The sequence below is a fragment of the Dysgonomonas sp. 25 genome (assembly GCF_010501075.1).
In the GTDB taxonomy this organism is placed as follows: domain Bacteria; phylum Bacteroidota; class Bacteroidia; order Bacteroidales; family Dysgonomonadaceae; genus Dysgonomonas.
Genome location: NZ_QVMN01000001.1, coordinates 470,052 through 483,788, shown reverse-complemented (window position 1 = coordinate 483,788; position 13,737 = coordinate 470,052). Strand labels below are relative to the sequence as shown.

Here is a 13,737-nt window from a genome sequence, read left to right as displayed (position 1 = left end):
TAAATGATGAAAGCTATTTATATAACAGTTGCCACCCTACTATTAATGATGGGATGCAGCAACCCGAAAAATGAGCAGTCCGAAAAAATAATCGATACAAAACCAAATACAGAACAGGTTGAACCGGAAACAAGAGATATGGTAAAGATTGATGCTGTTACCTCTGCCACATCGCTGGCTAAGGATGCTGCATTTAACGGCACTTTTGTTCTTTCCCCACAGCGGCAGGCATCCGTCACCCTGTCTATCGACGGTATTGTGAAAAACACGTCATTGCTGCCGGGTAAATATGTTCAAAAAGGCGAACTGCTGGCTACCCTTGAAAATCCTGAATTTATAAACTTGCAACAAAACTATCTGGAAGCATCCGCCCAATGCGAATACCTAGAAACAGAATACAAACGTCAGGAAATACTCGCAAAAGAAGAAGCCGCCTCGCAAAAGAAATTTCAGCAAAGCAAAGCCGATTACCTTTCTATGAAAAGTAGGAAGGATGCCGCCGCCGCACAGCTCACCATGTTGGGCGTATCGCCGCAGGCACTCCATACAAAAGGTATAGTTTCCCTGCTCGAAGTACGGGCGCCTATAAGCGGCTATATATCCAACCTTCAAATGAATATAGGTAAACACATTACGGCAGGCGAAGCGCTGTGCGAAATCATTGATAAAAGCAATACACTTATCAAACTGACAGCTTATGAAAAAGACCTCAATAAAATAAAAGTAGGCAACCGCATCGAGTTCAGAGTTAATGGTATGGGTGACGAAAAGTTCGGCGGTGAGATTATTTCAGTAGGACAGTCGGTGGATAACGTCAACCGCTCCCTTGAAGTATATGCCAAAGTAGTGGAGAAAAACGAATTATTTCGTCCCGGAATGTACATTAATGCAAGGATTGTGCAAAAATAACTACTTTTGTTTTTATGAACGATGATGGAAAGAAATACGGAAACAGATACAAACTGTCGCTGGTTATTATATCAGTGGCAGTCAGCTTCCTTATCCATATACCCGAAATTATAGATTTGCTGGGCAATCTGGAAAATCACAACGTTTTTCCCGGTATTCAGACATTGGAAGTAGTCAATGAGATTTTCTTTTCCTTTCTGGCTCTTCTTTTCCTTTTCTGGTTGAATACGGTTGTTTTCCGCTTCAATAAAACAACCTCAAAAATAGGCTGGCAAAAGTTTATACTTTCTTTTCTTTTATGCTGGCTGGTAAGTACCCTGATAAGTAATGCGTTTTATCATTTACACAAAACGTTCGATATACTGGCCGTACAATCTACGGCACATCACTATTTACACCCTATCCGCGACTTCATTATCTCGGGAGTAGTAACAGGTAGCTGTTACATTATTTACATTACCCGCAGGCAGCAAAAAATACTTCTGGAGAACCAGCAGCTAAAGCTCGAAAATATCCTCAGCCAATACGAATCACTCAAAAGCCAGCTTAATCCGCACATGCTTTTCAACTCCCTGAATACCCTACGGTCGCTGATACGCGAAGAACCCGCAAAAGCACAGAATTATACACAGGAACTCTCCAATGTCCTTCGTTATATGCTCCAGGAAAACGACTCGCAGAAAACCACGCTTTCCGAAGAGCTCGAATTTATCGAAGGGTATACTTTCCTGCTCGAAATGCGCTATGAGGACAATCTTACCTTCGAATTTGAAGTGGATAAAAGATTCAATAACTACCTGCTCCCTCCCATGTCGTTGCAGGTTTTAATCGAAAATGCCGTTAAGCATAACGAAATCAGCAACCGCCATCCGCTAAAAGTAAATATAAGGACAACCGAAGACGGTATATTGCATGTATGCAACCGGATTCAGCCCAAGCTAACAAGCAGTACAGGCACAGGAATAGGGTTGGATAATCTGGTGAAACGCTACCGTTTGCTTTTTGGTAAAGAAATAACGATTGATAACACAGACAATCTGTTTTGTGTCAGCATCCCTTTAATAAACCCCAACCGCCATGAGAACCCTGATAATTGAAGACGAAAAGGCTGCTGTAAACAACCTGAAAGTTTTACTGGCCGATGTCGCTTCCCAATGTAAAATAATAGGCATAACCGATTCCATCATCGAGAGTGTCAAATGGCTACGGGATAACCCTATGCCCGACCTTATTTTTATGGATATTCATCTGGCTGACGGTTCTGCCTTCGAGATATTCGAACACACTAAGATAACTTGTCCCGTTATTTTCACCACTGCTTATGACGAATATGCGCTAAAAGCCTTCAAAGTAAACAGTATCGATTATCTGTTAAAACCCATCGGCGAGAAAGACATAAAAAGAGCCATGGACAAACTGGCTTTATTGACTGATAAAAAGCAGGATGAAAACCACTCGTTGTCACAACTGATAAAGTCTATGAACGAGCAGAAACAATATAAAAACTACTTCCTCATTCCCAATAAGGGCACCAAACTTTTACCATTGCCTACTGAATCCATTGCCTGTTTTTATATTGACAGTGGTGTAGTAAAGGCTATTTCTAAAAACAACGAATCTTATATTATCCCGCATACACTCGAAGAACTGATTGAATGTATAAATCCCAACGTTTTCTTCCGTGCCAACAGGCAGTACATTATTGCTAAGGATGCGGTTATGGATATTGATTTCTGGTTCAACGGGAGGCTATCGGTTAATCTTATTGTACCCACAAAAGATAAAATACTGGTAACAAAAGCACGGGTGAGTGAGTTTAAAGAGTGGTTCGGATAGATTTCGGAATTATAACGAAGATGGATAATTTTACAAAAAAAGAGCGCGAAAGGGGCATTTATAAGGTAACCGTTGTCGGTAGTATTATAAACCTGCTGCTGGTACTTGGTAAATTCACTGCCGGTATCCTGGGGCGGAGTGCGGCAATGATAGCCGACGCGGTACATTCACTCTCGGATTTCGTGACTGATATCATCGTAATCGTTTTCGTTAAGATATCCAGCAAACCCAAAGACGAGGAGCACAAATACGGGCACGGTAAATTCGAGACGCTGGCAACGCTTATGATCGGGTTCATCCTGCTTCTTGTTGGCGCGATGATAGCCTACAACGGTACAAAAGACATCATTGCGGTAATCAAGGGTGCGACTCTTGAAAGTCCTGGAATGATCGCTTTCTGGGCGGCTATAGTTTCGATAATCTTGAAAGAGGTATTATGCCGCTATACTGTCTTTCAGGGACGGAAACTGAAATCGGATGTTGTCGTCGCCAACGCATGGCATCACCGCAGCGACGCACTATCTTCTATTGGTACGGCCGTTGGTATTGGCGGGGCGGTATTCCTTGGTCAGAAATGGACGGTATTAGATCCGGTCGCCGCCATTGTGGTAAGTGTTTTCATTATCAGGACGTCCGTCCAGTTAATGAAACCGGCCATTGACGAGTTGATGGAAAAGTCTCTACCGACAGCAACCGAGAGTGAAATCCGCGAAATTGTCGGCTCTTTCAATGGAGTGAGTGGCTTACATAATCTATATACCCGAAAAATAGGGAACGGTTGCGCCATAGAATTCCACATCCGTATGGATGGCGGCACAACCCTCGAAGAGACCCACAGGAAAATAACAGAAATAGAGAAGAAACTCCAGGAACAATACGGTCCGGATACCCATGTAATGATTCACATGGAGCCAGTAAAACAAGAATGTAAGGATAAAGGGTAAGCTCGGTCGATTATTTTCTATACATTATGAGGAGAATAAATCTAAAAAATATATCTTTGTACAAGAGTTATTAGGTAAAGATGCAAAATGAAGTAAAGACCAGTTAAAAGAACCGTTACCAATTCGTTACCTCGTCAAAATTCACTCTTTGTAACTATCTGACAAAGAGCCTCAAAATCCAAATCGACTGTTATTTGAAAGAAATCGCTGATCTGTGTGGGATTACGAAGAAATTAAGCACGCATGTGGCACGCCATACGGCGGCTACGGTTGTATTTTTGGCGAACAATGTGTCTTTAGAAAATGTATCCAAAATTCTCGGTCATTCCAGTACAAAAATGACACAACATTACGCTAAAGTATTGGATAGTTCTATTCTTCGGGATATGCAGAACGTAGATGCTAAATTTGGATAAGTAGCTATAATTCAACGGAAACGATAAAAGCGAGCCTTAAAACTCGCTTTTATTGTTAACACTATTCTTCTCGCCACGATTTCTCGAAATTATCTTCTAACAATTTCAATATATCAGACTGTCGATAAAGAATCTTCCCTTTAATTTGTATATAGCTGATAGTTCCATTGTCTCGCCAATCTTGGAGAGTGCGTGTGCTCAATTTTAGCAATTTGCTAACTTCATTATTCGTTAGATACTTCTCTCCGTTCAGATGCGGAGTTCTCCGCTTTAGGGCACTGCTGATAACATCTTGAACTTCATCTAACACACGGAGCAAGGTGTTAATCTTCTCTGATTTTTTATCCAGTATTTCCATAAGGTCAGATTTTAGTTCCGTATATAGTCACCTAATGCGGAAACGGTTAATATATCCAGTTTCTTGTCATAGCTGATAGATGCTCGTTTCAGATTATAGTTGATAAAGAAACCGTCTTCATCTTCTTGAATCTCATAAGTAGCAGGGCTTGCCTGTCGGCTCGTTTCATTCATATGAATGACACTTAATAAATACTGCTCTCCGTCTTGGTAGATGATAATAGTAGGATTTAGATTTATACTCTCCCAATTCCCCGACAGAACTTTCAAATCAAATATTTTAGTCCTCATTGCTTGTTCTGTTTAGAGATTAGAGAATCTTTGAGTAGTTTTTCTACATCTTCCACTTTATAATAGCATTTGCTATTTATCTGTGAGAATGAGAGTTTACCAGCATTTCGATAATACTGTAATGTCCGGTAGGATATATTTAGAAGAGTACATACGTCTTGGTTATCAAGCCATTTATTATTCTCTTGTTCCACTCCGCACCATTGTTTGATTTGCTTAGCAAAATTTTCAAACCTATCTGTTATCAGGTCGAAAGTTTTGCTCTCGATAGCTATTACTTCCATATTTGTTTTCTTTTTAATGTTATTACTTAAATCGGTATCATTGCAATGATTTACCGACAAAGAAAACTGAAATATAAATTGGTTTTCAGAAAGTTGATAAAGTGGCAGAGAGAGGAAGTTTGTGACTAGAATCAATACAAGTTGAATTAACCTTTCGCCTAAAATGAATATTTGGCATATTTTAAAAGACGAAACTCGCCCCATTAAGACATTTTGACATGTATGACTGCGAAATAAAGTTGCTTTGTTTTCTATTAACAGTTGGCACCCTCTTTGTTATTGTCTGTTATATAATCTTTTAAATGTAAAAAATATGGCAAGATGTACAGCACCAGTAAATGGTCATCGAACAGCAAGTGCAGCAGCAAACTGTCCTGCATGTGGTAGTCGTTATAATCGTAGTTACAATTCGTATTCCTCGTATTCCTCCTACTCCTCATCTTATTCTTCTTATAATTCTGGAAGTCGTAACAGTAGTGGTGGACAAACTAAAACTAAAGCGCGTTGGTCTTCAGCAGGTTCTACTATTTTATATACCCCTGCAGAAATTCGAACTCTTACACCTGTCCGTGAAAATGTAGAAAAGCGTTCGGATTTGCCAGATCTACGAGATGTTTTTCTTTGCCACGCTTGGGATGATCGAAAAGGTGCAGCTAAAGAACTACATGATTTACTAGAATCGAAGGGTGTCTCCGTTTGGTTTAGCGAAAAAGATGTTTTGTTAGGCTCATCGTTACTCCGTGAAATCGATAAAGGATTGGCAAAGTCTCGTGTTGGTATCGTATTAGTTACTCCTTCTTTTCTTAAACGCGTTAAAGGAGAGGGAATTGCTGACAAGGAACTTTCTGCTCTTCTAGCTCGTGATTTGCTTGTTCCTATTGTACATAACACAACTTTTGAAGATTTACGTGAGGTAAGCCCTTTACTTGGCTCACGAAGTGGCTTGAGTACTATCGAGGAGTCAATGGTAGACGTTGCTGCTAAGTTAGCGGAACTTGTAACTCCATAAATTTCAACAAACTAACTTAGTATATTTTTTCTTTTTTTAATTGATATACATCGCACTCATGTAGAGAATAGATAAGACAACACTTTTTAGAAATTTACTCTTTTCAGCATGAAAAGGAAGAAATTTCTAAAAACCGCTTACGGCTTGGTGTTGATGTTCTATTACCGAAATGTATCTTTGTAAATCAAATGAAAATAAACACTCATTTACTTTTTGTTTTTAAAATTGAGAATTTATACATCTAATAACTATACGCAAACGTTTGTTCATAATATGAAGTCATAGAAATTCCAAAGTTTTTCATAATACAAAATAATAGAAAAATGAGTATCTTTGTGAAAAACATGTAGTTAGTAATTATTCGATTTAAGAAAATGGCAAATATCAGGCTAAATATACTTCCAATATATAATCAGAATTTTTCTTTTAAGGTTTACAGAAAAATTAAAGAACAGGATGATAGTAAAGAGGATGATACTTTTTTATATAGTCTGCCTCAAACAGAACATTCTAAAGATTATGCGAAATATTGGGTGTCTTTTGTGCAAAAGAATGAGTTTGAAGAATTCCTTGCTGATTCGACATATTCCATAGGATTATCCAAACGATATCTTTTTAATCAGCTAATAAATGTCTTAAAAAACAAAGGATGTCCTTTTGAGTATGAGGTAAAAAGAAAATTCACGGATGATTATATAGATTTCATGATAGAATCTTACCCGCAAGGGGATAGGATTATATATTTATCACCTTATTATTTGGAAGAACAAAAGACATATGGATTTATAATCGATTTTAAGTTTCGTAAAAGTGATGATACACTGTTTGACCGGCAAGTCCAAATATTGAGTTTAAGTTTAGATATGCATGGCAGAAGTAATAAGAATTATTATTCTGATAAATTTAGGCTTATTCAAAACTTTATATCTGCTATTTACGATATAATTGAAAACATAGGAACAGAAGAGCAAACAATAAAAATCGAACGAGACTTAATAAAAACTACAGTCTTTCATTTAAATAAAAAAGAATATATATTTAATAATGATAATAGTGCTAACTCACAATTTCAAGGCATACGGAATTTTGGACCATATAAAAATATTGGACAAGAAGTTATGTTTGCTTTTATTTTTGAAGATCGCTTCAAATCGTTCGCAAATGAATTGTACTTAAGCCTAACAGGAAAACTGAATCCTGGTACGTTTCCCGGTTTAGAACAAATGTTTGGGATAGATATAAATGTAAAAAATGTCAAGCAAATTAAGATAGAGGATTATTCTAATAATAGTTTATTGAAAGTCGTAGATACTGTAAAGAATTTACAGGAAATCAATAATGATAAAAAAGTTATTGGGATATATATAGAGGATTGTGCTATTGATATTGAAGATATTCCAGCTTCTAATCATTATTATTATTTAAAATATAACTTTATAAAAAATGACTTGCCATTACAAGTTATTAATTATCGAAAATTAGGAGAAAGAAATTCTTTAAAATGGTCAACATCGAACATTGCCTTAGCAATGTTCGCAAAAATAGGTGGAATACCATGGGTTGTAAAACCAAGTAATAAGAATTGTTTAATACTGGGAATTGGAAGTTCACATAAAAAGAATCGTGACACTGGAGAAATTTCCAAATATTTCGCATATACAGTATGTTTAGATTCTAGTGGTTTATATAAAACACTAGAAGTCTTAGCAGATGAAACATCAGAGTCATCTTATCTACAAAAACTAACAAGTAATTTAGTTAATATTTTAAAAGACAGTCAACAGGCAAATTATGAAACATGTGTTTTACATTTGCCTTTTAAAATAAAGAAAAAAGAAATAAATGCCATTTCTGATGCGGTTAAACAAGTGACTGATATTGAGCTTGTTGTAATTAAAGTAAATATTGATAATAAATATTTTGGATACAGTTTTCACAACACTTTAGTTCCATATGAAAGCAGTTTTGTAAAACTATCCAAAGATGAATATATAGTGTGGTTTGAAGGATTGCTATATGGAAAAGAAGTTGTTGACAAAAGATTATCTAACCCTGTTCATATAAAATTCTTAAGTACAAATAATAAGAAAAATTTAGATGAGCAGACCTTTCTTCAAGATATATTGAATTTATCAGGAGCTAATTGGCGAGGGTTTAATGCAAAATCGATTCCAATATCTATATATTATTCTCAAATTATTGCAAAATATACAGAAGCCTTTGAGCATATAAGTGGCTATGAAGAAGGTTCAATATCCAATGATAAACCATGGTTTTTATAAAAGTATAATAAATGGAAATAAAAGGAGATGACTTGTTGTTTTTATTTGGCGCAGGGGCTAGTGTAGACGCTGGCATCCCAATGTCAAATGCTATGGTTCAAGAAATTGAAAAGCTTATAATAGAGAATATAGAATGGAAACCATACCGAGATTTATACTACTATTTGAAAAGTAGTATAAATTATTCAGATGGTATATTAGGAAAATTTGATGAACCATTTAATGTAGAAAGATTACTTGTTGTTATTACCGAAATTGAAAAAAGAGAAAGTAATATAATGTATCCTTTTATTGGAACATGGAATATTAGACTACTCGACTTAGCCGGCAATAATTTCGACAATATTAAACGTTTTCATAAACTAATAAGAAGACAACTAAACAAATGGGTTGGTTTAAGAAATTATGATGGCGCAAATTATTGGCAATCATTCATTTCTCTATCTACGGATGTTGGGCAGTTGATGAAAATATTCACTTTGAATTATGACTTGTGTTTTGAAAATGTTGTTGGCAGAGAAAAAGTTATTGAATTAGGTTTTACACAAGAAACTCATGAATGGCATTCGTCTAATTTTGAAAATACATTAGGGAAACATTATAATTTATACAAACTGCACGGATCAATTAATTGGTATATAAATAATGACAAACTTTATCAAAGTGAAAAAATAGAAGATGAACCTGAATTAATCTTCGGAATCCAACATAAAATGACTTCAGTCGATCCTTATTTTTATTATTCGTCAATTCTTAGGATAGCTTGTCTTGAAGAGGCTAAGATAATAGTGATTATTGGCTACTCCTATGCAGACGAATATGTGAATATCATTATATCTCAAGCCCTCAACATGAGAAGTGAGTTGAGAGTTATCAATGTTGCACCTTTCAGTTGTCCCGAAGAAACCGAAAAAAGTCGGATATCTGACAGATTAAAGTTGAAAAATGAAAATCAATTACTTTTAGTAAATCAAACAGCAAAAGATTTCATGACACAAATAATGAATAAGGATTTTTTCACTAAGCACATTGGAGAACCTGAAGGATCACCTTTTGATTAATAGTTTACTGCTTAAAACCTCTATTTTTCTTGGGTGGTTTTATTGATCGTTCCTCATTACTGTTATCTTGCTTATATGCAACCTTGTTTTCAGTCAATTCTTCCTGCATATCTGTTTTTTTTCTTTCATCGGCAATCTGTCGTTCCTGCATATTGAGTTGGTCGGAAATACTGCCGTTCTTCATAGTATTGTAGTATTCAAAAGATTCGATTAGTTCCCGTTTGTAGTCAAATAGCCTATCAAATCCCTGCTCTGCCTGTTGGAACAAGTTCTTCCTATCAAAACCGCCCTTAACCATTCCTTTCGTGGTGTTCTTGTGGTTGGTTAGTGGGGATAGTTTCTTTTTATTAGATTGGTCTTTACGGCTGACAATCAAATGGCAGTGCATATTCTGCTTGTTGTTTGACCTGTCTCGACTGAAATGTATCTTACCGTAAAACTTTATATCCTCTGCCGATAGCCCTTTATTGAAGTTTTTGGCATATTCGGGAATAACTACTTCACGTATATACCGTTTCATGGATTCGGCTTGTTCCTGTTCGGTAGTTCCCACTGCCCGAAGTTCTTTTTCCGATGGGCTTACATGGATAGCATAAAACTTGGCATCCGTTTTTAATAGCTGACCGATATTACTATCTATATCTTTTACGACCTGTGATTTATAGATATTATCATCTGTCAGGTTGAAAAAGCCCTCTGTATAGATTCCTTGCTCCATGCGTTCCATGTCCTCATGTTCCAGATAATTACATAGCTTTCGGCTACTGCCTGCATTGTTATATGTGCCTTTGGACGGTGGCGGGAAATCTATATTCATGGCTTACTTTTCATTTATTAGGTCGTTTATTTCGGCTCTTAGGTTCTCTTTCCGCTTACCGTCCATAACTCCACAAATAGCCAGTTCCGAATAAAGGGAAATCAGTTTCAAAAGTTTATTATTATTCCGTTCCTGCCTCTTTGATGATGCGTTTATGGATTGGACAAGCTCGTTTATCTGTTTAGCTTGGTTGTTAATCACTCCGGCATGTTGGTTGAATGTTTCGCTTATCTTTTTCAGAACATTGTCCTGTAATTCCCGGCTTTGCTCTATTTCAGAAGTTATTAATCCTTTCTGTTCTTTCACGGCAGTATCAAAACGGGTAGCGATTGAATGGCTTGTTCGTATCATCGGGTTTAGCTTATCTTCCTCATAGCTGCGAATGAAACGGATAATATCATCCTGCCGTTTGTTGATTTTGGCAAGTTCCGTCTTTACCGATTCAGGCGCATCCGCAGGGTTGATATGGGCTTTATCCAGATATAGGAAAGCCAGTTTTGTAATTTCTCCTTTTTTCAGCGAATAGCGTTTACAAAGTTTTTCTATCAACTTGTCCGTTTCCGCTTCTATCGCTATTGTCGTAAATATGATATTTCTATTCTGTTTAGCCATAGTTATAACTATTTTATAGCTATTCATATATATAACTTGCTCAAATAGAATTGTACATCAATTCGAGTTATAGCAAGTGTTATAACTGTGCTTTATCCTAAAGCACTAAAGCCGAAGGCTTTGCCCCGCAGGGCAAGAGGAAGAACAGGACGAAGTCCAGTTCCCTCTTGCTTAATTTAGCGAAACAAACAGAGCCGGTAGGCGAGGTTGTTTCTGCTAAATGCGGAGCTATTTACAGGAGGCGTAAACCAAAACAAGCCTCCTTCATTTGCTCTATTCTGCTTAAAGCGTAAAAAGGCAGAATCATTCCTCTTTTTCGTCTTTTTCATCCTTGTCTTTGGGCTTTGGATGCTTCTTCTCAAAGTCTTGATAGGTTTGAAAATCCATGTGACTACGGACAAATTCCCGAACGTCCGAAGTGCGGTAATAGGTTTTGTGGGCTATCATAAAGAAAGGTAGTTTTTTACTGGAACGATACCGCTGTAAAGTTCGATACGATACCTTTAAGAGAAAGGCTAAATCCTGATTGTCAAGCAGGGTTTCGTCTTCGCTAAATACTTCTTTGGTATTTATCAGTGATTTCAAGTCCTGACCAATTTCACTCAATTTCTTGGATAGCTTCTGCATCCACTTTTCAAAATCTTCATTATTGATATACATGATTTGCTTCGTTTTACAGATTAATACTTCTTATATCCAATGCATTGACGAAGCAAAATTCAGAAGAACAAAGCAAATAAAATAGGGGAATCCCTATGGACTCCCCTATATATTTTCTGTAACTATCTTGTTTTTAGGTTATTGCAAAATAGTTATTTTACATCTTGTTTACGGCTGGCTTTAGTAATAAGGTTTTTCAGGTAATCCAACGCTTTGGTAAGGTTGAACGGCTTGCGCTTAAATACTCGTTCTTTTGATTTGTAGGCATCCCCGAAAGTAAAGTTAAAGGCTTGTTCCAGAGCATGGGCGATATGGATGTACGGTGCGGGATTGCCTTCGTCATTAAGGAACTGCCCGGAGAACTCAAAAGAAATGGCGAATTCTCCCATACTATCAATCCCCAATCCTTCTTTGGGCTTGGGGATAAAATAGACTTTGGAATTGTTAGATTTGATATTAACAGATGACTGATTCGCCTGTGGAAAAGCAAGTTTTAGCAAATCAATTTCAGACTCAAGAAATAAGGTTGCTTTCCGTAGATAGGCAAATTTCAGGGCATTTTTCCCCCTCCTCGTACCGATAAAGTAATTGTAGAAATGTCAACTCAATACGAGTATCATTCAGCATTCGATAGACTTCTGAATAGTCTGTTTCAGGCTGGCTGACCGCTTTCATATGTTTCGTAAAGCACCCATAGGCATTTTCCATTTCTTCGTTTGTAACTAATGAAGTATCAGACAATAAGCTGAATAACTTCAAATTCCAGTTTTTATCCATAATTTTCTGACTTTAAATGATTTAATGAAAGATTCTTTGTCATAACGGGATGTTTAACTTGATTCACTGGAATTTTTAGTGGCTTTTTTAGACGATTTTCATGAACTGTCCATAAATGTAATTTTTAAAGGGTTAATATTAAAACTCTGATTTTTTTGTGGTTTACATATCTATGACTATGAGGTTTGGAATGAATACCAACACCTTAGACATATCATTAAAAGCATAATCCTAATTTGATTGATATAGTATGATGGCTAAGTTTTTCTTCAAATTCTTTATGAAAATAACTGTCGGTCTGTTTCTTTAACCGTTCTAGCTCCTGCAACTCATAGCCAACCGCCAGTTGCAACTTCATTTTATTTTTCAGCGGGTATTGAATCCCGATAGAAGGGTTCATGAAAAATCCGCCGTTGGTATTACCGGACGGGGCAAAAGAATATCCGGTAGCATATTCGGCATAAGGCGTAAACTTTCTTTCCCTGCCGATTTGAAACCTTATACTTCCATACACAGGGATAAGCGCTTTCTCATAAAATGATAAGCCCGTTCCTATTCCGACAGACCATCTATCGGTCAGCTTGTAATACCCCAAGACCTGCCATGTGAAAGGAGTGGAGGACGGTGTACTCATGGATAATCCCGTTCCGATAGTCGTTGCGAAAGATATTTTACTTTCGCCATTGATTTGCGCTTTCACGCTACTAACTGCAATACACAGAAGTATAATAAAGATAAATCGTTTCATATCATTGAATATTAATGGTTATTTCTTTTGCGATGTTTAATGCGGATGTCAAAGAAGATGTGTCGGGATAAATATTCCCATTGCTTCCGTCAGGACTGCTATGCCCAATGATTGTTGCCGAATATTGCTTCTTGTTGGAATCGAGGTCTATTTCTGCCGAATAAACTACGGCGGGTTGTCCGCTACCTTCTTTACCACCTGAGTAATTCGCGTCCCCTTCTTTCGCATTTTTAGGGTAATTATCGTTCCAGTCCGTGGAATGGTTCAATTCTATTTTCACAACGAATTGTTTCAAATCGCCGACCGGACGCATTTTTACGTCAAAACTTCCGTGTGGTGTTGCACCGGATATACCGTCAACCAAAGGTTGAGCCTTTGTTGGCAGATACAATCCGTCCGGATGCTGAACCCCACGAGCGTAACACCATACCGGCAATGATTCTTTTCGTCTGTTACCCCCATTGGATTGCCACGACTCGGTTGCTATCTTATGGCTTGCATAAATGGTTGTGAGGTAATTACTTGCCAAATCCTCCACCCATATAGCAATTTGGGGTGGATTTTTCTTGTTAATGCCCAAAAATGCAGGGAAGTCATGTAACCATTCATCGCCTTTTGTTACCAAGACTTTAATATCGTCCTCCTTGTAGGTAACTAAATCCTTGTCGCACGAAGTCAGCACTCCCAGCGCTGTAATTCCTGCTACTACTAAATTTCTTGCTTTCATTTTTACT

Annotated in this window: 17 protein-coding genes and 1 pseudogene; 8 read left to right on the top strand and 10 right to left on the bottom strand. The window is 37.1% G+C overall.

Annotated elements, in window-relative coordinates; genetic code table 11:
• Positions 1 to 6: 6 nt before the first annotated feature.
• From D0T66_RS02115 to D0T66_RS02095, 5 genes and pseudogenes are all read left to right on the top strand, one after another.
• Positions 7 to 909: an efflux RND transporter periplasmic adaptor subunit gene (locus tag D0T66_RS02115; protein WP_163355537.1), complete on the top strand. Its 903-nt coding sequence runs from the start codon at positions 7 to 9 to the stop codon at positions 907 to 909.
• A gap of 14 nt (positions 910 to 923) precedes the next feature.
• Entirely contained in the window at positions 924 to 2,006 is a 1,083-nt protein-coding gene (locus D0T66_RS02110) for a sensor histidine kinase (protein ID WP_163355349.1), read from the top strand.
• Positions 1,987 to 2,745, top strand: coding sequence for a LytTR family DNA-binding domain-containing protein (locus D0T66_RS02105; protein ID WP_163355348.1), 759 nt, complete (start codon positions 1,987 to 1,989; stop codon positions 2,743 to 2,745). Before D0T66_RS02110 ends, D0T66_RS02105 begins: the two co-directional genes overlap by 20 nt.
• A gap of 20 nt (positions 2,746 to 2,765) precedes the next feature.
• Positions 2,766 to 3,689: a cation diffusion facilitator family transporter gene (locus D0T66_RS02100; protein ID WP_163355347.1), complete on the top strand. Its 924-nt coding sequence runs from the start codon at positions 2,766 to 2,768 to the stop codon at positions 3,687 to 3,689.
• A gap of 179 nt (positions 3,690 to 3,868) precedes the next feature.
• Positions 3,869 to 4,105 (top strand): annotated as a pseudogene (locus D0T66_RS02095) (tyrosine-type recombinase/integrase); the annotation flags it as partial.
• 61 nt (positions 4,106 to 4,166) lie between these two features.
• Here D0T66_RS02095 and D0T66_RS02090 read toward each other — a convergent pair.
• From D0T66_RS02090 to D0T66_RS02080, 3 genes are read right to left on the bottom strand one after another with little or no spacing between them, the layout of a single operon-like run.
• The gene (locus D0T66_RS02090) at positions 4,167 to 4,463 is read right to left on the bottom strand and encodes a helix-turn-helix domain-containing protein (protein ID WP_163355346.1); all 297 of its coding nucleotides are present in this window, start codon (positions 4,461 to 4,463) and stop codon (positions 4,167 to 4,169) included.
• Positions 4,464 to 4,474: 11 nt separating this feature from the next.
• Positions 4,475 to 4,753, bottom strand: a complete 279-nt coding sequence (locus D0T66_RS02085) for a DUF3876 domain-containing protein (RefSeq protein ID WP_163355345.1) — start codon at positions 4,751 to 4,753, stop codon at positions 4,475 to 4,477.
• Positions 4,750 to 5,037 carry a helix-turn-helix domain-containing protein gene (locus D0T66_RS02080; protein WP_163355344.1) on the bottom strand — a complete coding sequence of 96 codons (288 nt, stop codon included), beginning with the start codon at positions 5,035 to 5,037 and terminating at the stop codon, positions 4,750 to 4,752. The genes D0T66_RS02085 and D0T66_RS02080 overlap by 4 nt, the downstream gene beginning before the upstream one ends.
• Before the next feature lie 313 nt (positions 5,038 to 5,350).
• On the opposite strand from D0T66_RS02080, the gene D0T66_RS02075 reads away from it, so the two are divergent.
• The 3 genes from D0T66_RS02075 (at position 5,351) to D0T66_RS02065 (ending at position 9,389) form a co-directional block, all read left to right on the top strand.
• Positions 5,351 to 6,046, top strand: a complete 696-nt coding sequence (locus D0T66_RS02075) for a toll/interleukin-1 receptor domain-containing protein (RefSeq protein WP_163355343.1) — start codon at positions 5,351 to 5,353, stop codon at positions 6,044 to 6,046.
• Positions 6,047 to 6,420: 374 nt separating this feature from the next.
• On the top strand, positions 6,421 to 8,328 hold the full coding sequence (locus D0T66_RS02070; RefSeq protein ID WP_163355342.1) for a Piwi domain-containing protein: 1,908 nt from the start codon (positions 6,421 to 6,423) through the stop codon (positions 8,326 to 8,328).
• 11 nt (positions 8,329 to 8,339) lie between these two features.
• Positions 8,340 to 9,389 (top strand): SIR2 family protein, encoded by a 1,050-nt coding sequence (locus tag D0T66_RS02065; RefSeq protein ID WP_163355341.1) that lies wholly within the window; start codon positions 8,340 to 8,342, stop codon positions 9,387 to 9,389.
• A gap of 4 nt (positions 9,390 to 9,393) precedes the next feature.
• Here D0T66_RS02065 and D0T66_RS02060 read toward each other — a convergent pair whose 3' ends face one another.
• The 7 genes from D0T66_RS02060 to D0T66_RS02030 form a co-directional block, all read right to left on the bottom strand.
• Positions 9,394 to 10,206, bottom strand: a complete 813-nt coding sequence (locus D0T66_RS02060; protein WP_163355340.1) for a DUF5712 family protein — start codon at positions 10,204 to 10,206, stop codon at positions 9,394 to 9,396.
• A 3-nt stretch (positions 10,207 to 10,209) separates the two neighbouring features.
• A complete protein-coding gene (locus tag D0T66_RS02055) occupies positions 10,210 to 10,818 on the bottom strand; it encodes a BfmA/BtgA family mobilization protein (RefSeq protein WP_163355339.1) in 609 nt (202 codons plus the stop codon).
• A 303-nt stretch (positions 10,819 to 11,121) separates the two neighbouring features.
• The gene (locus D0T66_RS02050; protein ID WP_163355338.1) at positions 11,122 to 11,478 is read right to left on the bottom strand and encodes a helix-turn-helix domain-containing protein; all 357 of its coding nucleotides are present in this window, start codon (positions 11,476 to 11,478) and stop codon (positions 11,122 to 11,124) included.
• Between the two features lie 152 nt (positions 11,479 to 11,630).
• Positions 11,631 to 11,978, bottom strand: coding sequence for a hypothetical protein (locus D0T66_RS02045; protein ID WP_163355337.1), 348 nt, complete (start codon positions 11,976 to 11,978; stop codon positions 11,631 to 11,633).
• Between the two features lie 13 nt (positions 11,979 to 11,991).
• Positions 11,992 to 12,255, bottom strand: a complete 264-nt coding sequence (locus D0T66_RS02040; protein WP_163355336.1) for a hypothetical protein — start codon at positions 12,253 to 12,255, stop codon at positions 11,992 to 11,994.
• 217 nt (positions 12,256 to 12,472) lie between these two features.
• Positions 12,473 to 13,003: a hypothetical protein gene (locus D0T66_RS02035; RefSeq protein WP_163355335.1), complete on the bottom strand. Its 531-nt coding sequence runs from the start codon at positions 13,001 to 13,003 to the stop codon at positions 12,473 to 12,475.
• Between the two features lies 1 nt (position 13,004).
• Positions 13,005 to 13,730, bottom strand: coding sequence for a hypothetical protein (locus D0T66_RS02030; protein ID WP_163355334.1), 726 nt, complete (start codon positions 13,728 to 13,730; stop codon positions 13,005 to 13,007).
• Positions 13,731 to 13,737 lie beyond the last annotated feature (7 nt).